This is a genomic window from Halalkalibacter wakoensis JCM 9140, assembly GCF_000513095.1.
In the GTDB taxonomy this organism is placed as follows: Bacteria; Bacillota; Bacilli; order Bacillales; family Bacillaceae_D; genus Halalkalibacter; species Halalkalibacter wakoensis.
This window is the reverse complement of the sequence record NZ_BAUT01000059.1, coordinates 1-22,621: the sequence shown is the minus strand read 5'-3', so window position 1 is coordinate 22,621 and position 22,621 is coordinate 1. Positions and strand designations below refer to the sequence as shown.

Below are 22,621 nucleotides of genomic sequence, written 5' to 3'. Positions count from 1 at the left end.
CTAAAACTGAAAATTCAGTCAGTGTTTATGCAACACTAGTGAGGCTAAAAGGGAAAAAATAATTTTGTAAAAAGTAAAAAAATGAGGTAGCATTCCAAGGAATGGAGGCACCAATGATTAATAGTAAATAAAGGATAGGAAGACCCCATTTTTTCCTTTTGTTTGATAAAAATAGTTTGTCTGCAATAAATAATGATAAGCTTATCCGAACAAATGCTCCAGAGAGCCATTGAAAGATTGAAAGAAAATCAAGTCGAGTAATATGCTCGCTAATTTCTAAAAGCTTCCACTGCTCATAAGCTGGATTCTTCAATTTTGTTGCTTCTTCTGGACCAAATTGTGAAATGGCTCCCACAAGTGGACCTAAGATTAAAAACACAAGGATGATCCCAACCAATATAAGCCATTTAATCTTTAATCTGTCTTTAATAAAAGACGTTAAAAACAAAAGAAAGATCATTTCAAACAAACCAGCACAGCTATACACTAAACCATGAAGAAAATCTATGTATCCATTCTCAAATATCGGAAATAACAGTTCATAATTCTTATTTTTCGAATTTCCGAAACCTACTAAAAATCCGAAAAATGACACTAATGGAAACACTAGAAAAGCAATCGTACTTATCGTTCGTATTCCTTTCACAGACGCATACAAGCAAATGAGTCCGAATAACAATACACTGACAAAATTAGGGACCTCAAAAGTATAATTAGCATTTGCCCAAAAAAAAGTATACTTAAGAGTAATAAAGGCAGAAATTAGAAAATAGGCTCCGAATACTATTGAAAATATTATAAAAACCCCGGATTGAGATAATTTTCGTTTAAGTAAAGAGAGAATATCATCATGAGTATTTAATTTTTTATAAATATGAAAAACAAGCAGAATCCAGAGGATAAATGGTATCGTACTGAAAATGACACTTAACCAGGCATCCCTGTTAGCGGTTGATAATATAGCTGGGATAATTAGAACATGTACCATGAATCCTGTAGACATAATAAATAAGATATAAATATGAACAGCTTGAATCATCTTTTGATTCATGGAAAACCACCTTAAAATCAGCTAATTATAATTACTTGCATAGTTTAGCCTTGAAGCTGAAAAAAATTCACGAGAGTGTATAAAAAATTGTTTAAATTGTTAAAGTCAACAACAAAACGAACAGGATAATTTACAAAGCTTTAAAAATGACTTAATAATTTTGTTTCAGTTGACAATGGAATAAAAAACTTTCATTAGTAGCACATTATTAATAAAATTTTAAAAGCAAAAGTTTACAACGAAAGGATTTGAAAGATTGGATTTGATTAAAAAAAGATTAACTTCTGCAGAAATAACAAATTTATGGATCTATTATATTCAGGAAACTATGGCAATTCCAATCATTAAAATGCAGATTAAAGAAATTTAACTTGGAAATTTCCGAGGATAAAACCAAAATTATTTCTTTCGGACGTTTTGCGGAGAATTATGCAAAACAAAATCTCTTTTCGGAAATTACGAAGGGCTTTGTTTAACACCATTTCAGCAAATTCAAAACCTGAACTGAATTAATCGCAGTTCCTGTCTTTTTTGCTGCTTCCGCCAAAGAAAGCCTTGCTTGTTCACTAAGTGCAATCCCATATGCCATTCCACTGATCAAAAGTGGAATTTTTATTTTCATTGTTTTTTTTGCCTTTGGACCAATGGTAACGGCAACATCTACTACTTCTTCACCATCAATTGGAAATGGTGACGTTTGTGCGGGGAAGCTAGTGAAATCTTAACAGACAAAGACATTGATAGAGAAGAAGCAATAAGATTAGCTGAACAAGTCAAAAGGGATATGGAAGCTAACCCAGACAAAGTAATGTACGCTTCTCCAGTAGAAGAACCTATTATAAGCGATGAGAGATTTATTGAACTATTAAGTAAAGAAGGCGACTTAACAGAAGAAGAATCTAAACAACTTTCCAAAAGAGTTGAGCGCGATCAAAAAAACAATCCAGATAAGGTTTTCAATGCTTCTCCAGTTAAGGAAGATGATTTCTCCATCCAAAATGTTGGTTTTGAATTTGATTTCCTCGGTCCCTCTCTTCCTGGTAGGAATCATATAAGCGCTACGACTAGCACTTTAAAAGTTAGAATACAAACAACCATAAATTTGCCAGTAACTTTCAACCTATATAGAGTAAGCGACGGTGCCTTCATGGGTAGTAGGACATACCCTAAGCTAGCAACTACAGAGGCTACTTTTGGTGTGCAGATTTTATCAAGTTACAGATTTATATTAACAGGTAAAGATGGATCTTGGAAACGAGGGGTAGGTTTTATGTACCACTAAAACCATAAAGAAAAGTTATTATAATCCAACCGGGGTGATATATCATCCCGGTTTTTTTGTGGTTTAGATATCCCTCTGGAGAGCATGTAAAATCTACACCTTTTTCTTTATTCCGTTTAAATGGAGCGATTGTTCAATATAGGCAATCGTTTTTTCTTCTAACAACGAATGATAGGAGGTAATATAGAGTGCCTTAATTGTTAGTAAGGGAGATGAATACAATGTCAAACTCTAAGGAAGAAGAAAAGTTAGCTGGAGGGAATGTCTCAAATGTATATCGATTTGAAGATACTGTTCGACGAGAAATAAAACCTAATAGTTTGAAAATACATAAATTATTGCAGCACTTAGAGAGCAAAGGTTTTAATTATGCTCCGAAGTTTTTGGGTATTGATGAAAAATACAGGGAGATATTATCCTTCATTGAAGGATAGGCTGGAAATTACCCTTTGAAAAAATATATGTGGTCAAATGATGTGTTAAAAGAAATAGCACATATGCTTCGTCTTTACCATGACGCAGTTAGTGACTTTCCTTTGTTTGATGAATGGATTCCAATTGACAATACTCCTATAAATAGAGAGGTCCTTTGTCATAATGATTTTGCTGTGTACAATATTATTTTTAATCATGAACAGCCAGTAGGCATTATTGACTTTGATGTTGCAGCTCCCGGCCCAAGACTTTGGGACATAGCTTACACCCTCTATATATGCGTTCCTTTAAGCAGACTTTATCATAATGAAAAAGGTGAGACAGTCAATTATAATACTTTATATGATGCAGAAAGGATCAAAACAAGAATCAAGTTGTTCTTTAACTCTTACGATATTGAAGGTATAGATGAAGACTATTTAGAGATGGTATTGTTACGGTTAGAAGGGTTATGTAAATACATAAAGAGAAAATCCAACGAAGGAGACACTGCATTTCAAAAAATGATAGCCGAAGGACACCTTGAGCATTATGAAAAGGATATAGAATTCATTCGTGAACATAGGAGAGAGTGGTATTAATCAGAGTAATAAATTGATTTTAAAGGGACTAGACTATTTGATATCTCCAGATCACGCCTTAAACAATCTCGGAGTTTTAATCGAAGAACATATATAAGTTATCTCGAAATCGAGTCTTCCGCAATCGGGCGCGATTGCAGAAGATGATGGCTAACGACTTTGAATCGTTAGTCATTTTTAAATCATTCTTTAAATACATGTCTACAATGAAAGATCACATTATAATTCTAATTTTTTTATAAAAAGGTATTGATAACCAGCCGTATCCGTATAATGCTCTTCAATGGATAATTCTGATTCATGATGAAGCAATCCATCGATGACATGTACAGCATCCCTAGCGTTTGTGTTAATAACCTTTGTATAAAAAGAAGAAAATTGATCGCTGGTGAATCTATAGATAGTAGTTCCTTTCCCTGTTCCGTAGTGTGGGTTAGCATCAGCATGAAGAGAAGAGACGCCAACTTGTACACGCATGCCATCCGAAGATGAGGTACTCCCATTTCCCCAATATTTTGATAAAGAAAGATGATGTTGAAAATTTACTAAAGTAGCTTGAGCTTTACTCAAAGAATCCTCATGTAATCGCCATTGGGCTGCATTAGCTAACTGATGATAGGTGATTCCTGGTGTTGCTTCAGCCATTTTGGTAAGACCGATATTGGTTCCCATAGCCATAATCGTAGCCATTACAATAGACTTTTCTTCTCCCTTAGGTGGACGATTACTAGACGCATGAGCAAGGTGTTCATCGAATCCTGTCCAATTTGAAACTTCAATCAATAAATCAGTAAGTTTTACCCGTGGTAACATGTTATATAAAGTTTGGCTAAGAGATTTGGCATCTTCCGGTGTATCTTTCTCTAAACGGTCAAGTCGTATCCTTGACTTGTCAATACTTATTCCCTCAAGAGAATCTATGTTTTCCAATATATAATCTAATCTTTCATTTAAAGCAGTATTTCTCTCAATTATATATTCTTGAGCTGACATACCAACAGCTAATCTATTGCCTGTATTCTTAGTTTCATCCCAATTATCTTTAGTGACTAAGTATTCTTCAAAATCCTTATGTAACCTGCTTCCAGCAACCCATATATCTCCTGAACGGATATGGTTTTTTAATTCGGTTAATGCTGCTAATTCATAATACTTTCGATTAATATTTCCATCTTCATCATAGACATGTTTCTGCCATCTCTTTGGCACAAAATCCAATGGCGCGCTTCGGGAATATGGCGTTTCTTATTATTGTTAATTTCACGCAAGACATTTAGAGCGCGCAATAAAGGCTCAGAAGCCTGAGTCGTACGGAACTCCAATTTACTGAGAAGTACCGGTGTATACTTTCTAAGGTAACTAAACCGGGTGACCAACAAATCTAAGTAATCGTAGTCCATAGGACGAGCTAAACGTGTTGCTTCTTCTATAGAATCAACAATCCTTTCCCAAGGCATTATTTTCTCTAATACTTCAAATGGATCTAGCTCTTCATTTCGTGCTTTTACTAAAGCTTCACCAATATCCGCAAAGTGCAGTACTTTTTCATTGATAGATTTTCCATTTTGCTTTTGCAGTTCTTCTTGTGCTTTTCTACCCTTTGACTGTAAGATCATAATTTGGCGGTCATGAATTTCGATAGCTTGATCGATTAGATCTTGACTAAGAGTTAAAAGGTGAGCTACAAGAATAGCGTACCTTTTATTCTCATTAAACCTCCGAAAGGAATGAGGTTCATATCGGGCGCCTAGCTAGCAAGCTGAAGCAGCCTATTCGAGTGAATATTTTCGGACTCTGTTGAAAGATTTAATAAACGAACATATTCTAATCTCTCAATTACTTTTAAAAAAGCATCTGGTGATGACTGACCTGGTATTTCCCTTAGCCATCCAAGCTTAGTTTTGGATTTATCGGAAGGGGTATCAATTAATTTCTCCAATTGTTGTTTTTGCCATGGAGATAACGGTTTATAGAGTGAATTATATACTTTCTCCTCTGCCTTCGCCTTGTTTCCCATACTAATCTTTCAATCGTTGTCATAGCAGGCAGAATGATTTTTCGCTTTCGCATTTCTTCTAAAGTCATCCCTATTAGGAACAGTGCATTTGAATTTTCAATTGCATGGGGGAGTAATGCCTGTGAAATAATCCGATATGACTGTGCTGAAAAATTAGAAAAACCATAATACTTTCGTATTTCCTCCATATGTTCATGTTTCGTTTGCTCTCGTTCAGAATATAGCTTAAATTCACTTGCATCTACTTGTAACTGATTAGCAACATAGTTTATCACCTTATCAGGAACATTCTTGATATCTGAAAGAGACCAACCAGGGTAACGAAAAAGACAAATTTGAATAGCGAATCCCAATCGATTATGATCTCTTCTTCTACGTCTTATTACCTCAATATCATCTTGTGTAAGGGTATAGTAATACGCTAATTCCCAATTACTTAAAGTAGACGGGATTAACAAAAAATCCTTTCTTTGATCAGGTGTAAGTAGTTCTCTTGCTCTTAGATACACAGGAAAATCCCCCTAATCCAACCCGAAGGTTTAATTTTTTTCTAAAGCTCGATACAACACTGATTTACTAACACCCGTCATATCCGTAATTTCTTTGATGCTATATTGTTTAGATGAATGTAGTTTTAAAGCACGTTCCACCAACTTGGGGTCTTTGGAAGGTCTCCCCCCATTTCGGCCTCTCATTCTTGCAGATTGTAATCCTGATTTTGTACGCTCACTGATAATATCTCGTTCTAGTTCAGCAATACTCGCCATTGTTCGGAAGAAAAAACGTCCCATAGCTGTTGATGTATCAATATTATCCTGTATGGAAATAAAATTGACCTCTTTTTCTTCAAAGGTTTCAACCAATTCAATTAGATGTTTTGTAGACCTTGAGATACGATCCAACTTATAAACGACCACAGAATCACCTTTACTTATAGCCTTTAGGAGTTGTTCTAATTCTGGACGTTCTTTTCTCGTTCCAGTTATTTTCTCTTTGTAAATAACAGCTGCGCCTGCTTTTTCTAAAACATCAATTTGAAGATCTAAAATTTGATCTTGAGTAGAAACACGAGCATATCCAAAAACTTTTCCCATTAAATTCCCTCCCCAAGAATAATTGTTCCCTAATTCGGATTATAAGTCAATTTTAGGGAAGATGAATACGGGAAGGGTTTAGGGATTAGAAAACGCCAAAAATCATGTGTACTATAGATAGGTAAAGTTTTTCCCTTAAACGTTCGTTAATGGGAATTACTATTAGAAAAATCATTTTATGTTTTTCATTCAAATATTCACTTGAATATTAACCAAGGAAAGGTATATACTATATTCAAGTGAACACTTGAATATCAATGGGGTGATAATGTGAATAAGAAAGATACTTGTGAAATTTTTTGTTATGACGAGGAAAAGGTCAATCGAATACAAGGTGATTTAAAAACAATCGATATTGTTAGTGTTGCCCAAATGTTAAAAGCAATTGCGGATGAAAATAGGGCAAAGATTACCTATGCTTTGTGTCAAGATGAAGAGTTATGTGTGTGTGATATAGCAAATATTATTGGTATTACGGTGGCAAATGCTTCTCATCATTTAAGGACCTTCATAAGCAGGGGATTGTAAGATATAGAAAAGAAGGAAAACTAGCGTTTTATTCGTTAGACGATGAACATATTAGACAAATAATGATGATTGTACTAGAACATAAGAAAGAAGTGAATGTCAATGTCTGATCAAAAGGCAATAACATCTGAACAAGAAATGAAGGCCTATCGTGTACAAGGTTTTACTTGCGCAAACTGCGCGGGTAAATTCGAAAAAAATGTAAAACAGCTATCTGGAGTTGAGGATGCAAAAGTAAATTTTGGTGCATCTAAAATTGCTGTTTATGGTAATGCAACGATAGAAGAACTAGAAAAAGCAGGTGCATTTGAGAATCTCAAAGTGACACCTGAAAAATCTGCTCGCCAAGCATCACAAGAGGTAAAAGAAGATACGAAAGAAGATAAAGTGCCGTTTTATAAAAAGCATAGTACTCTACTTTATGCTTCCTTATTGATTGCCTTTGGTTATCTTTCCTCGTATGTGAATGGAGAAGAGAACATTGTTACTACCTTATTGTTTTTAGCATCCATGTTTATCGGAGGATTATCACTTTTTAAAGTTGGTTTGCAAAACTTACTACGTTTTGAATTTGATATGAAAACCCTTATGACAGTGGCTGTTATAGGTGGTGCTATTATTGGAGAATGGGCAGAAGTTGCCATTGTTGTTATTCTCTTTGCAATCAGTGAAGCACTTGAGCGATTCTCTATGGATAGAGCAAGACAATCGATTCGTTCATTAATGGATATCGCTCCTAAAGAGGCACTTGTTAGACGTAATGGACAAGAAATAATGATTCATGTTGATGATATTGCTGTTGGGGATATCATGATTGTAAAACCTGGTCAAAAGATTGCGATGGATGGTGTAGTTGTAAGTGGGTACTCTGCCGTTAACCAAGCAGCTATTACAGGTGAATCAGTCCCTGTCGAGAAAACGGTTGATAATGAAGTATTTGCAGGTACCTTAAATGAAGAAGGATTACTTGAAGTAGAAATAACGAAACTTGTAGAAGATACAACAATTTCTAAAATTATTCATCTTGTAGAGGAAGCACAAGGGGAACGTGCTCCTTCGCAAGCATTTGTTGATAAATTCGCAAAATATTACACACCGATTATTATGATCATTGCAGCATTAGTTGCTATAGTCCCTCCATTATTCTTTGATGGCAGTTGGGAAACATGGATTTATCAAGGATTAGCTGTTCTTGTTGTTGGTTGTCCTTGTGCGTTGGTTATATCGACTCCTATTTCTATTGTTTCAGCGATTGGAAATGCTGCGAAAAAAGGGGTCCTTGTAAAAGGCGGAGTGTATTTAGAAGAAATGGGCGCCTTAAAGGCTATTGCATTCGATAAAACAGGAACATTAACAAAAGGGGTCCCAGCTGTAACTGATTATAATGTGTTGAACAAACAGATAAATGAAAAAGAATTACTATCCATTATTACTGCATTGGAGTATCGTTCTCAGCATCCTCTTGCTTCAGCCATCATGAAAAAAGCAGAAGAAGAAAACATTACTTATTCTGACGTACAGGTAGAGGATTTCTCTTCTATCACAGGAAAGGGTATAAAGGGTATCGTAAACGGGACGACTTATTACATCGGTAGCCCGAAACTCTTTAAGGAATTATTGACTAATGATTTCGATAAAGACTTAGAGCAAAATGTTACTACTCTTCAAAATCAAGGTAAGACAGCCATGATTATTGGAACCGAAAAAGAAATACTTGCAGTTATTGCAGTTGCTGATGAAGTTCGTGAGTCAAGTAAGGAAATTCTTCAAAAGTTACATCAACTTGGAATCAAAAAAACAATTATGCTTACTGGTGATAACAAAGGTACTGCGAATGCTATCGGAGGGCAGGTTGGAGTATCTGATATAGAGGCAGAATTAATGCCACAGGACAAATTAGACTTTATTAAACAGTTGAGATCCGAGTATGGCAACGTAGCAATGGTAGGAGATGGGGTCAATGATGCACCTGCATTGGCGGCCTCAACAGTTGGGATTGCAATGGGTGGAGCTGGTACAGACACAGCCTTAGAAACTGCAGACGTCGCTCTAATGGGAGACGATTTAAGAAAACTTCCATTCACTGTAAAACTTAGCCGGAAAACTCTTAATATCATCAAAGCTAACATTACTTTTGCAATTGCTATTAAATTTATTGCCTTACTATTGGTTATCCCAGGTTGGTTAACGCTCTGGATTGCCATTCTTTCCGATATGGGCGCAACCCTTCTAGTAGCTCTAAATGGTTTGCGACTAATGAGAGTGAAAGAATAAAGGAAAAAGTGCTAAAAAGGGCTCTTCCAGACAGATGGAAATTCCTTTTTTAAAAAGGACTCATTATTAGTATAACTTCTAAATATAATAAAAAATCAGTTAGTGAGTTGATGTAATTGACTTTAATTTTGAACGTTATTTCTGCAATAGGGGCATTTATAGTTACCAATATTGATGATATTTTTGTTTTGATGCTGCTATTTTCACAGGCAAAAGCACAGGTGAAAACGAGTGAAGGTTTAAAAGGTAACCAGACAGAGAATAAGCATATATCCCCTAAGGATATAATTATTGGACAATATCTAGGTTTTACCTTGTTAGTAGTAGTTAGTCTCTTAGGAACTTTTGGAGTTATGTTAATTCCAGAGAAATGGGTAGGATTACTTGGACTAATCCCAATCTATTTAGGGATTATGTTGTTTATAAAGGGAGAAGATGAGGATGAAAATGCAATTCTTTCAAGTTTAAATTCTGGAAAGTATAATAGTGTCTTTTTAAGTGTAGCATTTATAACATTTGCTAATGGCGGAGATAACATTGGAATATATGTTCCTTTCTTCTCTACTTTAACCATGAACCAACTAGCAGTAACGGTTATTACTTTCTTTATTATGGTTGCGATTTGGTGTTTTATTGGATATCGTTTGGCAGCTTTTAAACATGTCTCTGAAACCTTAGAGAATTACGGTAGATGGATTATACCCATTGTCTTTATTGGTTTAGGAATCTATATCATGGTGGAGAACGAAACTTTCAGTGCCCTTTTGAGTTTAATAAATTATTAAAAAATAATCTTCAAAAGTCCCTCTAGTTAACAGTTGGGACTTTTGTTTTTCTTATTTACAAATAACGGAACCTACCTTAACCAACTAACTATTGGATATAAGTAATTGCTTGTCTACCCAGTTGCACCCATGCAGCTTCAAAGTCTGCTATTTTGGCCTTTCTATTCTTTGTGTTTGCTAGTGGATCACTAAAGTAAATATAGCATTGGTCATATCATATCCTGTTACTAATACAGAGTGCAGCTTATGAAGCCCTATTAGATTAATTTGCAACACAGGTGAAATAGAAAAAACTGAGGAGTTACCACAAAGGAACCCTAAAAATGGTAAGTACCAGCATGTTTGGATTGATTGCATGAATAACCAAATGGAAATATGTCTGGAATTATACAGATAATAAAACTACTATAATAGTTACTAATAAGCCTATGATTTCTTAGCGTAGGAATCATAGGCTTATTTTATGTCGAAATTTGCTTAGCGTGGGTTTTATGCGGACTGTTGGTGGTACCCCAGGCTTTTCTTTGTTCGTCCTTTTTTTTACTCCTAACCAATTTAATGCTTATTACATCCTATGGAGTTTCAAGGGTTAAAGAATTAGATTTGAGGCAAGAATTATTTGTGAAACTCTCGCATAGGAAGTGATTGATTTATGCAAGAACTAATTTTAAATATTAAGAAAAAATCAGTCTTCGTAAAATTACAACCAGAATTAATAAAAGATCTATCCCTGACTTTTTTCTTTGCATTTTCGATGATCATGTTTGAAATTTTTTTAACACGTTTGTTTGCAGTTATTTTTGATTACAATTATGTATTTCTTGTCATCTCGTTAGCTACATTAGGAATTGGAATTGGAGGATATTTTGCTTATCAGTTTCCTATTCTTTTCCGTAGTCTATATCCACTTGCACTATGTGGGCAAGGTGTTTTGCTAATAGGTGTAACGTCATTAATTTATCTTACGCCATTTCAAGGCATCACCTTTTACTCCATTCTCTCAACAGTACCATTTTTGTTTACTGGTTATATTTTAGCTAGTATTTTTCAAAAATTACATACTAAAGTTCATGTTGTTTATTTCATCGATTTAGTCGGAGCAAGTTTTGGGGCGAGTTTTGCCATTCTCTTGATGAATCATTTATCCCCTATTCCAATGATATCTATGATATCACTTGCTTTATTTTTAGTTGGGAGTATTCTCGTATTTACTCATTTAAAAAAAGCTGCAAAAGTTATGTTAATCATGATACTAGCCTTATTGATGTTAAATATATTTTCTCCTTTCTTAACAACGGACCGTTTTTTGTCTTATCAAACAAGTCCATATACAACGTTTTCTGAACAAGAGGGAAACATTATCTATTCTGAATGGGATTCATTTTCACGCACTGATGTTTACGATGCAAAAGACGGAGATTTTTTGTATATGACGATAGACGGAGGTGCTGTTTCTTCGATTTCTCGTTTTGACGGAGACCTAAATACAGTAGACTATTTGCAAATGAATACAAGTGATTTAGCTTTTCAGAATCCAAAAGAAAAAGAGAGGGCATTGATTATTGGAAGTGGTGGTGGACAAGAAGTCTTATCTGCTGAAATGGCAGGCTATTCCAAGATTGAAGCTCTAGACATAAATAAAGGTAGCTTTAACGCCGTTCATTCACTTCGATCATTTGCTGGGGATGTATTTGAACGAGATGGTGTCGAAACGATTGTAGCTGATGGTCGAAATTATATTCGTGAGACAACAAATACTTATGATTTGATATTCCTTTCACTGGTAACAAAGCAATCTGATAGTGGACTAGGGTTAGCCTTAACGGAAAATTTCATTTATACGAATGAAGCGTTACGTGACTATTTTAATAAACTCAAAGAAAATGGCCAACTTTCATTTCTACTTCACGACGAAAAGGAGCTAGCTAAAGTCATCCATAGTGCAGAAAGCTATTATCAAGAAAGGGGAATTCCATCTAATGAAATTAAAAATCACATAGCCGTTGTCGGTAGTCAACACATTTTTGGTCATGTAGTAGCCGAGCCGGGAAGCATCGAACGGCCACTGCTTATTTTGAAAAAGCATCCATTTACAGAAAAGGAAGCGACGAAACTTTTCGACTCTGCCGCGAATATCGCACAGCTCCCCTTACATGTTCCATATAGATTTGATCACTACAAAGATTTAGCAAACAGGCTTCATGATACGGCCATCCCTTTTAAAGCAAACCGAGATGCTCAGCCTTTCTTTTTTCATAAGAATGATGGGATTCCTTCTTTTTTATGGTTTGGTTTGATTCTTATAAGTCTTGGCGCTTCTGTAATGAGTTTAATTTATCGAAAGCAAGTTCCAGTTGGAAGCATGGTTTATTTCAGTGGGATTGGAATCGGTTTTATGCTTATTCAAGTAACGCTGATACAACGCCTGACATTGCCTCTAGGGCATCCTACTTGGGCATTTGTTATCGTATTAACAACACTTCTTATTTCCGGTGGAATTGGAAGTGCCTATTCGACTAAATGGAAAAGAGAAGAGGATAGAAGATTTGTCCCAATATTACTTGTGGCATTTCTAACATCTGTCGTGTATCTATTAATTCATTTTTACTATCAGTCTGAGCTGGCACTCTCCACATTTCAAAGAACCTTGCTTGTCATTACTATGCTTATCCCAGTAGGTTTTTTTATAGGAATGCCATTTCCATATGGGATGAGTAGGCTTAAAAAACATCAAATTTCAATTAGTTGGGGGATCAACGGTTTAATGACGGTTGCCGGTTCAATAGTAGCAGCCATGTTATCTTTAACGTTTGGAATGAATCTTACAATAATAGTAGGGGTTGTTGTTTATCTCTTGTTATTTATTTTTCAACCTCTGTTAAAAATGTAAATCAGAAATGTGATTTTTCCTTAGCCAGAATTAAATTCTGGCTCTTATTGTGTTATTGACATACCTTACTAGGGTAATGTAACTTTAGTTAGAATACATTGTTAAAACAAACAAGGTGGGAAGAATAGATGAGTCAAACAGAGAAACTTGTTAAACTTGCTGTGAATGCTGGGATATCCTTTGGGGCAAAGTTAAATGCAAAACAATTACGAGTTCTAGCTGAATATATGAATGATGATCAAGAATTGGAATTAACAACGTTTCAACAGCTCTATATTGATGTGTCTGAAAATAAACTGGAGTTAGTAAAAGGAAAATTTACAGAAGCTGGTTTAATCTGTTATCCGGTTGGAAGTTTTGTTAAAAGCCTTCGTACCTGTAATTTTTGTAAAGGATCGGAGGAAGAAGGGATGCCGGTAGCTATCGAGTTAAATAAACGAATTGCGGGAAGGGAAGTGCCTTTTACCCTCAAACCAGCATATACGGGATGTCGAGTTGGTTGTGGTGAACCATTAATCAATGACATTGGGATTATTAAAGTAGGTACAAATGAGTTCGATTTATACATCGGTGGCACAAGCAAGGGAGCAGATGCTAAGGTAGGTACATTGTTCAAGAAACAACTAGTACCTGAACAATTATATGCGATGGTGGATGATATACTAGATCTTTATCACGAATTTGGAAAAAAAAGAGAACCGTTTTTCAAGTTTATTAATCGATTCGGCTTTGAAAATTTACAGCAGCAAGTTCTAAAAAAAAGATAAATGATAATCAAAAATTCAATCTACTGAAAGTAATAAACTGTTGACAGGATTTAGGAAGAAATAGGTTCAGCTAAGGTTGCGCTACTTATTACGTAGCGCACTTGTTTTTACCTAGCCATTGGTATTCACTTCTTATCTTTAGCTTTACTATAATTATGCACCCATAGCAAAGGCGCGACACCCTTGAGCACAATGTAAGCACATTTGACCACATCGTTGCGAAACTTCGTCTGGGTGATGTAAACAGTGGTTCCCGCAAACTTCACAAATATGGGCACATAACGAAGCAAGAGATTTAGCGAAGACGCTGCAACGGGCCATATATTTAGCAGTTAACGTACAAATATCAGCGCAGTCTCTAAGTAATCGCAATTGCTCTTTTCTGTGACTTGAGCTGTCCATTTGCAAAATAGAATACTCGGTAAATTCACAAATAGCTTCACAATGTTGAACCGTTTCAAGTGCTCTGTGTTGTGACATGTGGTTTTCCATATGATAAGACATAGTATGATTCAATTTAATTCCTTAAATTAAAAAAACTTATATCACAAGTTCATCGTATGTCTAGTTGATTACCTATGCTTTAGGCATTAGTCTAATTTTCAGGGTTTTACGAGTTCCAAACGGGCAGCTATTTAATTTCTCAGTATGATAAGATAAAAAACTAACGAAGACTTCCTGGTCTCGATACTGCTTCGTTATTTTCAAGAATAACCTTTTCCATTCCATCATATTTTCATCACAATTTTTTTATATTCTTTTCTTGTAATGAACATACACTTATGGGGAGGAAATGGAATGAAAATGAAGTCGGCTTTATTTGTATTAGCTGCAACCATGACAATTAGTACTCCTGCTTTTGCTAGTGGAAACGGAGTTGCGGAATGTGCGCAAATGTCGAAGGGACAACATGTAGCTATGTGTGCACAAAAAATGGAACGCGGGGTTTCTGACTGTGCCACTGCTCCTGAATGCCCTATGACAAGTGGATGTACGAATTAATGAACCAGGATGGTTAGTCAATAAAACACTTAGTATCATAAAAGTTTTTAAGGAGATTTCCTTGTATGAATACTGGTTAAATGAAAATAATAACAAATTAGACTCGAGGATCTTTCAATCCTCGAGTTTCTTCTTGCTATCTCTATGAAATTCCATTGACACTTGTAAGGAATCTGTTTGTTGGTTTTTTTCTCACTATGAACCTAGTTTCATGGATATTACGTAGTTTTTATTTTTACTTTTCATCATAAATCTATCACATTTTTCCGCTATAGTAAGAACGCTTGATTATAAAAGTAGGAGATAAGATGATGAATTATATTTTTGAAAGTTACAGTTACCAAGAGCTATGGAATATAGGGTGGCTTATCCTTATTTTTCTTATTACATTTTTTTATTTCTATGTCACTAAAAAAGTTGCTAATAGGACCAGTAAAGGAAAAGCCGTATCGTTTGTTATAGGAGTATGGGTTTTTTATGTTGCAGTAGGAAGTCCACTTCACTTAATCGGACACAACTATTTGTTTAGTGCTCATATGCTTGAACAGGCAATAGTCTATTTTGTGGCACCACCATTGATTCTTATAGGACTACCTAATCAATTAACTAAGCATCCTTTCATCTCCAGGTTACTAAGCAGGGGATTACTAGGAGTATTGAGCAAACCGATCATCGCATCGTTTTTATTTAATGGATTATTTTCCCTATACCATTATCCAAGTCTATTTGACTATTTACGTTTGAACCATCTATATCAATCTGTTTATCATTTAATTCTCACAATATTAGCTTTTACAATGTGGTTATCCATTCTTCATTCCAAAAGTAATTACGAGTTATCTGAATTGAAAAGTTTAGGCTACATTTTCTTAAATAGTGTATTAATTACACCGGTTTGCGCTTTAATTATCTTTTCTAATAACGTACTTTATACAACCTATATAAATGCTCCTCAATTGATCTCGTTCTTATCAATAAAAGATGATCAACAACTTGGAGGGATTGTAATGAAGCTGGTTCAAGAAGGGGTATTTATTACAATCATTGGAATACTTTTTTTCCGGTGGGCAAAAAAAGAAAGAAAAAAAGAAAATGTAGAAATACGAAATGAGGATGCTTCATAAAATTGATTACTATAAAGCGAGGTTTGTAATATGTATGATGTATTTAATTCTATTAGTCGATTATTATATGATCCCTTAATTCAACTAATGTATGGTTTTGATCATATTCCGCTTTTAGCAGCGCTTATTATTGGAATTCTAGCAGCTGCTGCACCGTGTCAATTCACCGGAAATGTAGGTGCCATTACACTCTATGGGAATCGGTCTATCCAAAAAGCTATTCCATGGTCAGAAGTTATATTCTTTCAACTTGGGAAAGTCGTTGTTTTTTCGGGGTTAGGATTACTAGTGTGGATATTAGGTTCTGAATTTCAACAAGAACTAATTGGTTACCTTCCATGGATACGTAAAATACTTGGGCCCATTTTTATCATAATCGGTCTTTATTTAGTTGGACTCATCACATGGAAATGGTCTATCGGTCTAAAACAAAGAGAAGCTGGTGATAAAAACAGAGGAAAATGGGGGGCATTTCTTTTAGGAAGTAGTTTTTCATTAGGATTCTGTCCAACCATGTTCTCAATCTTTTTCTTTTTGCTAATGCCGTTAACCCTTTCTACTTCATACGGATTCATCTTACCAACTGTGTTTTCGTTTGGTACATCGATTCCTTTGTTCATTACAATGTATCTCATCTGGACTTTTGGATTAAACGGGACACTTTTGAAAAAAGGAAGAAACATCGGAAAATGGATACAGAGAGTTGCAGGGGGCTTTCTGATCATACTTGGGATTTTAGATACAATAACTTATTGGGGGATTTAAGGAAGTATGTGTTGCATTAAACCATGATCTAATTCAAAAGGAAATTTATATTTTTTTCTTCAAAATTTCAACACAATTACCTTTTATAATATAAATAGATTTAAAAATTAGGAGGTATTTGACTATGGAAAATTTAGCTTATTATCTTCCACTATTATTATGTCCTTTAATGTTAGTGATGTTATTTTTCTTTATGAAAAGGATGTCTGATGGAAATAACAGTAATAAGAGTGAACCAAACGGAAAAGATTTACAAAAAAATATGAATCACTTAATGGAACAAAATCAAAAGTTGATGAAGGAAATTGATTCTTTAAAAAGGTCACAATAATGGAAGGGAGTACGTTTGGAGAAATTATCAATTTTTGTTCCGATCATACTTTTATTCTTACTAATAATTGCGATGATGATTCACTCTTATGCTACTATCAAAAGAAAACCAGAGGGTTATGAATTTTTGATTAATAAACAGAATGACCCTTCGATAAACGGGAAAAAAGTAACTAACCTTATTGTAAGTTTATCCCACTTAACAAACTCACAATAGGTCTAAATTATAGTAAAATCAATCGGTGGAGGAGGCTTTTAATTGAGTTGTCTCCATTTTCTTCTTTTCAAGTAGATTTGTGTAAAAAAATATTTTATAAGTAAGATTCTTTATATAGAAAAGAGGGAGAACATGGACACTAAAATTCTAATTGTTGATGACGAATGGAATATGAGAAATCTAATTCGAATTCATTTATCCAAGCAAGGATATAACATAGTGGAAGCTGTGAATGGGAAAGAAGCGCTTAAAGAAATGAAATGTCATTCTTTTCAACTTATTATTTTAGATGTAATGATGCCAGAGATGGATGGTTGGGAAGTATGTGAAGAAATTAGAAAAGAAAATTTGGCTTTGCCTATATTAATGTTAACAGCTAGAACGGAGACAACGGACAAGGTGAAGGGACTCGATATTGGAGCGGATGATTATTTAACTAAACCTTTCAAACCAGAAGAACTTATCGCACGAGTGAATGCACTTTTAAGAAGAGCTGTTGTAAATCAAACAACGCAAACAAAACAACTCCATTTCCACGAGCTGAAAATGGATGTGGATGATCATAAAGTTTTTGTTCAAGACAATCCTGTTCATTTAACCCCTAAAGAATTTGAGTTATTAAAATTATTACTCTTGAATCCTAAGCAAGTGTTTAACCGGGACCAGTTACTTTTGAAAATTTGGGGAGTGAATTTTTTCGGAGATGAAAGAACGGTTGATTCTCACATAAAAAGTATTCGTTTGAAATTAAAGAAAGAAGGGCTGAGCTTTACTATCATCGAAACGGTTTGGGGTGTCGGCTATAAGTTAAAGGAAATAGACACATGAGATGGAATCGAATTGATGTAAAATTAGGGCTGACGATGATTACCGTTTTTTTATTAGTTTTCGCACCTTTTGTTTATGTCATTGATCAGGTTTTTTGTAATTATTATTACAATAAGGCAAAAGAGGAAGCTCATCAATTAACGTCAAATTATGCCCAGATGATAGCGAATAATCAAATGTTAATGTCAACGCCAATGGTCGAAATGGCAGGAAATATTACACAAAAAAAAATCTTCTTACTAGACGAAGATGGAGATATGATCACGTTTACAGGTACGGATGATCTGGAAATAAACATTAAAGAGTTCGACTTGCAAAACCTTTTTGAAGGAAGGCCTGTTTTCTATGAATACGTAGAACCGTTCACTGACATTCCTTATCTTTTGTATGGTCATCCAATAAATGCTGATCAATTCAAAGGTAGTCTGTTCATGTTATTTCCACTTAATGATATGTATGATTCGATGTCTACGGTAAGACAGTTGTTTCTTCTTGCTGGTGTTGGAGGTTTCTTTCTAGCTCTTGGGTTTACATTTATTGCTTCACGAAAGCTCTCGTCACCTTTACTTGAAATGCAGGCTGCAACAAAAAAGATTGCCAAAGGGGATTTAAATACAAAAGTGATTGTACGATCAAAAGATGAAATCGGTTCTCTTGCTGTTGGCATTAACAACCTAACTCAGGAACTAAAGAGGCACTATGATACAAGAAGTGAATTCTTTGCTAGTATTTCTCATGAGTTAAAGACACCGGTTTCATATTTAATGGGTTATTCGGAAGTCTTGAAAGAAAAGCTGTATCAGACGGAGGAAGAAAAAGAACAGTATTTATCAATCCTTGAACATGAAGCAACTCGATTAAATTATCTTATATCAGACTTGTTTGATTTGTCGAAGATGGAAGAAGGGAAGTTTGACATAAATAAGGAGTGGATCGATTTAACAGAACTTGCCGATAACCTCGATATGAAATATTCATTAAAAGCAAAAGAAAAAGATCTTCTATTTACGGTTAAAGTGGATGAAAACCTTTCCTTGTTTTATGGAGATGGAAAACGAATAGAACAAGTTTTTACCAACTTATTGGATAATGCGATGAGGCATACGACTAACGGTGAGGTAACCTGTGAGTTCAGGCAAGGTGATAATCAAATTAACATCATTATCAAAGATACCGGATCAGGAATTCCAGCCGACGAACTTCCATTTATTTTTGATCGGTTTTACCGAGTAGAAAAATCTCGCTCAAGAGAATTCGGAGGGACCGGATTGGGATTAGCCATCGTTAAAATGTTAGTAAAGTTACACGGTGGTACAATAGATATAACGAGTAAGGAAAACGAAGGAACCCAATTTACTCTTTCTTTTCCTAATGATATTGGGAACAAGGAGAGGGGAGAAAAGATATGAAATGGATAGACTGGGTCATTGTTAGTCTGCTTTTGCTTATTGGGTTAGTTTGTTTAAGTATGTCCTTAACGTTAACGACGGACGAGAATTTTATCATCTCTCTCCTAAAAATTTGTCTTTGGGTAGGAATTCCATCTCTAACGATTGGACTAATTTTTCTGTTGTTCAAAAAAAGAAAGTAAGCAATTGTATGAGAAAAAATAGGGATGTGTGTATGGAGTGTGGACAAAAAAAGACTTACTAGCCGGTCTTATTCTCTTTCTGACAATATTCATTTCACTGGTAGACGGTACTGCGGTTGAAGCCCATTCAGAAATAAAAGAAATAAGTCCGGGAATGAATGAAATATTGGACCATTCACCAGAACGTATTAGTGTTTTGTTTGCTGAACCTGTAGAAGTCTATTCAGAGTCTATTCGCTTAACCAATTCGATCGGATCAAACGTTCGAATCGGAAAAGCGGTGATTGATCCTACTGACAAACGTTTAGTAACATTACCGGTTGAAACTCTATTATCAGATGGCAGGTATACATTAGAGATTTTCGCAATTGCCATGGATGGACATGAAATTAAAGAGCGTTTCCAATTTGAAATTAAAAAGGAACAAATTTCAGAATTAGATTATTGGAGAAACCTAACCCTCGTTCAATCCGCTCCAGCAGATGGGGAGATCGTACCAACTTCTCCAAACAAAATTGAACTATGGTTCTCTGATGAGATAGAATTAGAGGTTTTTGCGATCTATGATGATAATCAAAGTTTAGTACCGATAGGAGAAACTTATGTAAATCCAGCTGATGCTTCCCACTATATAATAGAGCTAGACAAGAAATTATCAAAAGGGACATATGAAATTAATTGGTACGTACGTAAAGATAACAAAAGTAAAAATGGAATTTTCTACTTCGCAGTGAATGAAGTCACATCTATTACCCCTCCAGAGGGAAAAAGAGTTTCAATGGGGGGATGGCAACATGTCGGATTGATTGAATTTGCTAGTTGGCTGTCCTATCTGGGTGTTTTCATCTTGTTTGGTAGTATGGTTTTTCAATTATTGATTTCAAAAGGTAGTGAAAACACCAACCGGTGGAACAAGATGAAACGGATCTTCTTCATCATGAGTGTTGTAGGGTTTCTACTACTTATTACAATTCGGAAGGATGAAATTACTAATATTTCAGTAGTGGAGTTTATTCAATTTCAATTTGTTTGGGGCATGGTCCTTCAACTTGTCCTTGTACTTATTGCATTTTTTCTTAGGTCGATGATAGGACAGATATTATTGTTAGCTGGAACGATTATGATGTGGGCATTATCAGGTCATGCTGTATCAGATCGGTATGGTGGGCTTATCTCAATAACGTTAGATGCTTTGCATTTATTTTCTATTGCAATTTGGCTTGGTGGATTATTTGCATTAATAGTCATGATACCTAAAGAGGAAGGTTTAAAATGGCTAAAAGAAAATGGTCGAAAGTTCTCCAAGTACGCACTTATAAGTATATTTATTATGAGTTTAACAGGTATAGGAATGCTATTGCGTTATCTTCCTTCTTTTACTATGGACAGTTTAATGATAAGTAGTTGGGGGCAGTTTCTCCTTTTTAAGGTGATTTTATTTCTAGTTATAACTTTTATAGGATTCTATCAAATGAGATTATTGAAAAGCGGTATTGATCATAATCATACATCTCTTACCGCTATCTTAGGAAGAACCGAACTCATTATTGGAATGAGTATTCTTTTCTTTGCAGCATCAATGATCAACACGTCACCCAAGGCTGCTGAACAAGGAATTTATCCCACAGATCTTTATTCTCCTGTTGATGTCTCTGTATCACTGACACCATTTCAGATGGGATATAATGATTTAATTATAAAATTTGATCAATCAGAAGATATAAAGAATGTTGATGTTGAGCTTTTTATGCCACCTTTTATGACCAGAACGATAACCGCGTTTTCGTTAGGGGAAGGGACTTTTCAAGTGACTGGTGGACTATTACATGGTTCTGGTACGACCTATTTAAATATTCATGTCACTAAAACGAGTGGCGAAAACTTAATGATTCCATATGAAATACAAGTGCCCGGCGATATGTAATGCTTCGTTTTTGATTGCCGACACAACTGTATAAAGAATGTCACGCTTCTCACAGAAAGGGTTCTTAGATTTTTCTCTAAGGGCCCTTTACTGGCTATGAATATGCTTCTCTCCACTGTTTACTTTTGTACATAGTCAGATAACTATACTTTTATTGGTAAATAATGTTAAATTAATTAAAGATTATTTCTCTAGTAGTGTCAAAATGATGATGATTCTACCGCTATTCTCAAGATGTCATACAGCTAAGGTTATGTTTTTTATAAAACTCGGTTAATCCATTTGAGTGTGCGACCCTTAAAGAATTCTTGGTTGAAAACTAGTTTTAGAAGAGGGGGAGAAGATTGAAGATAAGGGGAAAACATATTATTTTATTTTTTGTCCTGTTCTTGACTGGTTTTATTTTAGTGGTGAATTATGAGTCTACAGATTCAGGTAACTATGATCCTCTGAATAGATTGAATTCGACATGGGCACAGGAAAATGAACTTAGAAACCAAATCATCATGGAACAATCCTTAAACAAAATGCTTCAAGAGGAGTTAAGGTTATATCAATATCAGGTACGGGAACTTGAAGAAAACTTAAGCACCGTTAATGAAAAAAGTGAAGAAAAAGCAGAAAATTTGCTCGAAGACATAGAGAGGTTAAGAAAGATTGTAGGACAAGTGCAAGTAACTGGACCAGGAATTGAAATCTCATTAGAGGATTCAGACTATTTACCTAACGGGGCTAATCCGAATGATTACATTGTTCATGAAGGACATATCCAACAGGTGGTCCAAGAATTATATGTTGCTGGAGCGGAAGCAATTGCCGTAAATGGGTATCGCCTAAGACATTCATCATTTATTCAATGTATAGGGCCTGTAATAAGTGTAGACGGAAATATTTCATCAGCTCCTTTTATTATTACGGCGATTGGGGATGCTGATCATTTAGAAGCAGCTTTAACCCTACATGGCGGAGTTCAGCATCAGTTAATTAATGATGAAGTAACAGTAAGAATACAGAAAAAAACTAATATTCTATTAGACTCTTACCTAACAGAAGGTTGATTACATGTGTATAAAGATAGTAAACATATTAATTTATGTAAATATTGAGACACACGAACCTTGGATTCGCGTTTATAC

Annotated in this window: 17 protein-coding genes and 5 pseudogenes; 16 read left to right on the top strand and 6 right to left on the bottom strand. The window is 35.0% G+C overall.

Translation table 11 applies throughout. The features are described from left to right. Positions 1 to 25 precede the first annotated feature (25 nt). Together JCM9140_RS16960 and JCM9140_RS23305 are read right to left on the bottom strand one after the other, a co-directional pair. Positions 26 to 1,051, bottom strand: a complete 1,026-nt coding sequence (locus JCM9140_RS16960; RefSeq protein WP_034749236.1) for an endospore germination permease — start codon at positions 1,049 to 1,051, stop codon at positions 26 to 28. A gap of 505 nt (positions 1,052 to 1,556) precedes the next feature. Continuing rightward, positions 1,557 to 1,766, bottom strand: a pseudogene (locus JCM9140_RS23305) (glutamate synthase-related protein); the annotation flags it as partial. On the opposite strand from JCM9140_RS23305, the gene JCM9140_RS16955 reads away from it, so the two are divergent. Then, positions 1,749 to 2,333, top strand: coding sequence for a hypothetical protein (locus JCM9140_RS16955; RefSeq protein WP_022629633.1), 585 nt, complete (start codon positions 1,749 to 1,751; stop codon positions 2,331 to 2,333). The pseudogene JCM9140_RS23305 and the gene JCM9140_RS16955 overlap by 18 nt on opposite strands. 221 nt (positions 2,334 to 2,554) lie before the next feature. Beyond that, positions 2,555 to 3,349: pseudogene (locus JCM9140_RS16950) on the top strand (phosphotransferase). 252 nt (positions 3,350 to 3,601) lie between these two features. Here the strand turns inward: JCM9140_RS16950 and JCM9140_RS16945 are convergent. Together JCM9140_RS16945 and JCM9140_RS16940 are read right to left on the bottom strand one after the other, a co-directional pair. Then, positions 3,602 to 5,875, bottom strand: a pseudogene (locus JCM9140_RS16945) (Tn3 family transposase); the annotation flags it as partial. A gap of 30 nt (positions 5,876 to 5,905) precedes the next feature. Next, positions 5,906 to 6,460, bottom strand: a complete 555-nt coding sequence (locus JCM9140_RS16940) for a recombinase family protein (protein WP_003322302.1) — start codon at positions 6,458 to 6,460, stop codon at positions 5,906 to 5,908. A gap of 270 nt (positions 6,461 to 6,730) precedes the next feature. Between JCM9140_RS16940 and cadC the strand changes: the two are divergent. The 3 genes and pseudogenes from cadC (at position 6,731) to JCM9140_RS16925 (ending at position 10,047) form a co-directional block, all read left to right on the top strand. Beyond that, a pseudogene (cadC, locus tag JCM9140_RS16935) lies at positions 6,731 to 7,098 on the top strand (Cd(II)-sensing metalloregulatory transcriptional repressor CadC). Beyond that, complete coding sequence (locus JCM9140_RS16930; RefSeq protein WP_003322300.1) at positions 7,091 to 9,262, top strand: heavy metal translocating P-type ATPase; 2,172 nt, start codon at positions 7,091 to 7,093, stop codon at positions 9,260 to 9,262. Before cadC ends, JCM9140_RS16930 begins: the two are co-directional and overlap by 8 nt. 116 nt (positions 9,263 to 9,378) lie before the next feature. Next, positions 9,379 to 10,047 carry a CadD family cadmium resistance transporter gene (locus JCM9140_RS16925; RefSeq protein WP_003322298.1) on the top strand — a complete coding sequence of 223 codons (669 nt, stop codon included), beginning with the start codon at positions 9,379 to 9,381 and terminating at the stop codon, positions 10,045 to 10,047. An 88-nt stretch (positions 10,048 to 10,135) separates the two neighbouring features. Here JCM9140_RS16925 and JCM9140_RS25465 read toward each other — a convergent pair. Next, a pseudogene (locus tag JCM9140_RS25465) lies at positions 10,136 to 10,296 on the bottom strand (C39 family peptidase); the annotation flags it as partial. A gap of 403 nt (positions 10,297 to 10,699) precedes the next feature. Here JCM9140_RS25465 and JCM9140_RS16920 point away from each other — a divergent pair. Then, a complete protein-coding gene (locus JCM9140_RS16920) occupies positions 10,700 to 12,937 on the top strand; it encodes a spermidine synthase family protein (protein WP_034633970.1) in 2,238 nt (745 codons plus the stop codon). 128 nt (positions 12,938 to 13,065) lie between these two features. Further along, positions 13,066 to 13,704: an NAD(P)/FAD-dependent oxidoreductase gene (locus JCM9140_RS16915; RefSeq protein WP_034633972.1), complete on the top strand. Its 639-nt coding sequence runs from the start codon at positions 13,066 to 13,068 to the stop codon at positions 13,702 to 13,704. A 153-nt stretch (positions 13,705 to 13,857) separates the two neighbouring features. Here JCM9140_RS16915 and JCM9140_RS23300 read toward each other — a convergent pair whose 3' ends face one another. Next, complete coding sequence (locus JCM9140_RS23300; RefSeq protein ID WP_235715390.1) at positions 13,858 to 14,184, bottom strand: four-helix bundle copper-binding protein; 327 nt, start codon at positions 14,182 to 14,184, stop codon at positions 13,858 to 13,860. 318 nt (positions 14,185 to 14,502) lie between these two features. Here JCM9140_RS23300 and JCM9140_RS16910 point away from each other — a divergent pair, with 318 nt between their 5' ends. From JCM9140_RS16910 to JCM9140_RS16870, 9 genes are all read left to right on the top strand, one after another. After that, complete coding sequence (locus JCM9140_RS16910; protein ID WP_034749229.1) at positions 14,503 to 14,706, top strand: hypothetical protein; 204 nt, start codon at positions 14,503 to 14,505, stop codon at positions 14,704 to 14,706. A 311-nt stretch (positions 14,707 to 15,017) separates the two neighbouring features. Continuing rightward, a complete protein-coding gene (locus JCM9140_RS16905) occupies positions 15,018 to 15,830 on the top strand; it encodes a cytochrome c oxidase assembly protein (protein ID WP_034749227.1) in 813 nt (270 codons plus the stop codon). Positions 15,831 to 15,860: 30 nt separating this feature from the next. Further along, positions 15,861 to 16,595 carry a cytochrome c biogenesis CcdA family protein gene (locus JCM9140_RS16900; protein WP_034634016.1) on the top strand — a complete coding sequence of 245 codons (735 nt, stop codon included), beginning with the start codon at positions 15,861 to 15,863 and terminating at the stop codon, positions 16,593 to 16,595. Positions 16,596 to 16,719: 124 nt separating this feature from the next. Further along, positions 16,720 to 16,926 (top strand): hypothetical protein, encoded by a 207-nt coding sequence (locus tag JCM9140_RS16895; protein ID WP_003322284.1) that lies wholly within the window; start codon positions 16,720 to 16,722, stop codon positions 16,924 to 16,926. 348 nt (positions 16,927 to 17,274) lie between these two features. Further along, positions 17,275 to 17,970 (top strand): response regulator transcription factor, encoded by a 696-nt coding sequence (locus JCM9140_RS16890; protein WP_034749212.1) that lies wholly within the window; start codon positions 17,275 to 17,277, stop codon positions 17,968 to 17,970. Continuing rightward, on the top strand, positions 17,967 to 19,379 hold the full coding sequence (locus tag JCM9140_RS16885) for a sensor histidine kinase (protein WP_034634015.1): 1,413 nt from the start codon (positions 17,967 to 17,969) through the stop codon (positions 19,377 to 19,379). Before JCM9140_RS16890 ends, JCM9140_RS16885 begins: the two co-directional genes overlap by 4 nt. Beyond that, positions 19,376 to 19,561: a hypothetical protein gene (locus JCM9140_RS16880; RefSeq protein ID WP_003322280.1), complete on the top strand. Its 186-nt coding sequence runs from the start codon at positions 19,376 to 19,378 to the stop codon at positions 19,559 to 19,561. The genes JCM9140_RS16885 and JCM9140_RS16880 overlap by 4 nt, the downstream gene beginning before the upstream one ends. A gap of 37 nt (positions 19,562 to 19,598) precedes the next feature. Then, complete coding sequence (locus JCM9140_RS16875) at positions 19,599 to 21,485, top strand: copper resistance CopC/CopD family protein (protein WP_081727746.1); 1,887 nt, start codon at positions 19,599 to 19,601, stop codon at positions 21,483 to 21,485. A gap of 344 nt (positions 21,486 to 21,829) precedes the next feature. Further along, positions 21,830 to 22,543, top strand: a complete 714-nt coding sequence (locus JCM9140_RS16870; protein ID WP_003322277.1) for a DUF881 domain-containing protein — start codon at positions 21,830 to 21,832, stop codon at positions 22,541 to 22,543. The last annotated feature ends 78 nt before the right edge of the window (positions 22,544 to 22,621 follow it).

Excerpts from the sequence above, each read along its gene's own strand:
- JCM9140_RS16930 (WP_003322300.1), top strand. The coding sequence starts at position 7,091 with ATGTCTGATCAAAAGGCAATAACATCTGAACAAGAAATGAAGGCCTAT.
- JCM9140_RS16940 (WP_003322302.1), bottom strand. The coding sequence starts at position 6,460 with ATGGGAAAAGTTTTTGGATATGCTCGTGTTTCTACTCAAGATCAAATT.
- JCM9140_RS16905 (WP_034749227.1), top strand. The coding sequence starts at position 15,018 with ATGAATTATATTTTTGAAAGTTACAGTTACCAAGAGCTATGGAATATA.
- JCM9140_RS16885 (WP_034634015.1), top strand. The coding sequence starts at position 17,967 with ATGAGATGGAATCGAATTGATGTAAAATTAGGGCTGACGATGATTACC.
- JCM9140_RS16915 (WP_034633972.1), top strand. The coding sequence starts at position 13,066 with ATGAGTCAAACAGAGAAACTTGTTAAACTTGCTGTGAATGCTGGGATA.
- JCM9140_RS16890 (WP_034749212.1), top strand. The coding sequence starts at position 17,275 with ATGGACACTAAAATTCTAATTGTTGATGACGAATGGAATATGAGAAAT.
- JCM9140_RS16960 (WP_034749236.1), bottom strand. The coding sequence starts at position 1,051 with ATGAATCAAAAGATGATTCAAGCTGTTCATATTTATATCTTATTTATT.
- JCM9140_RS16895 (WP_003322284.1), top strand. The coding sequence starts at position 16,720 with ATGGAAAATTTAGCTTATTATCTTCCACTATTATTATGTCCTTTAATG.
- JCM9140_RS23300 (WP_235715390.1), bottom strand. The coding sequence starts at position 14,184 with ATGTCACAACACAGAGCACTTGAAACGGTTCAACATTGTGAAGCTATT.
- JCM9140_RS16900 (WP_034634016.1), top strand. The coding sequence starts at position 15,861 with ATGTATGATGTATTTAATTCTATTAGTCGATTATTATATGATCCCTTA.
- JCM9140_RS16920 (WP_034633970.1), top strand. The coding sequence starts at position 10,700 with ATGCAAGAACTAATTTTAAATATTAAGAAAAAATCAGTCTTCGTAAAA.
- JCM9140_RS16880 (WP_003322280.1), top strand. The coding sequence starts at position 19,376 with ATGAAATGGATAGACTGGGTCATTGTTAGTCTGCTTTTGCTTATTGGG.
- JCM9140_RS16910 (WP_034749229.1), top strand. The coding sequence starts at position 14,503 with ATGAAAATGAAGTCGGCTTTATTTGTATTAGCTGCAACCATGACAATT.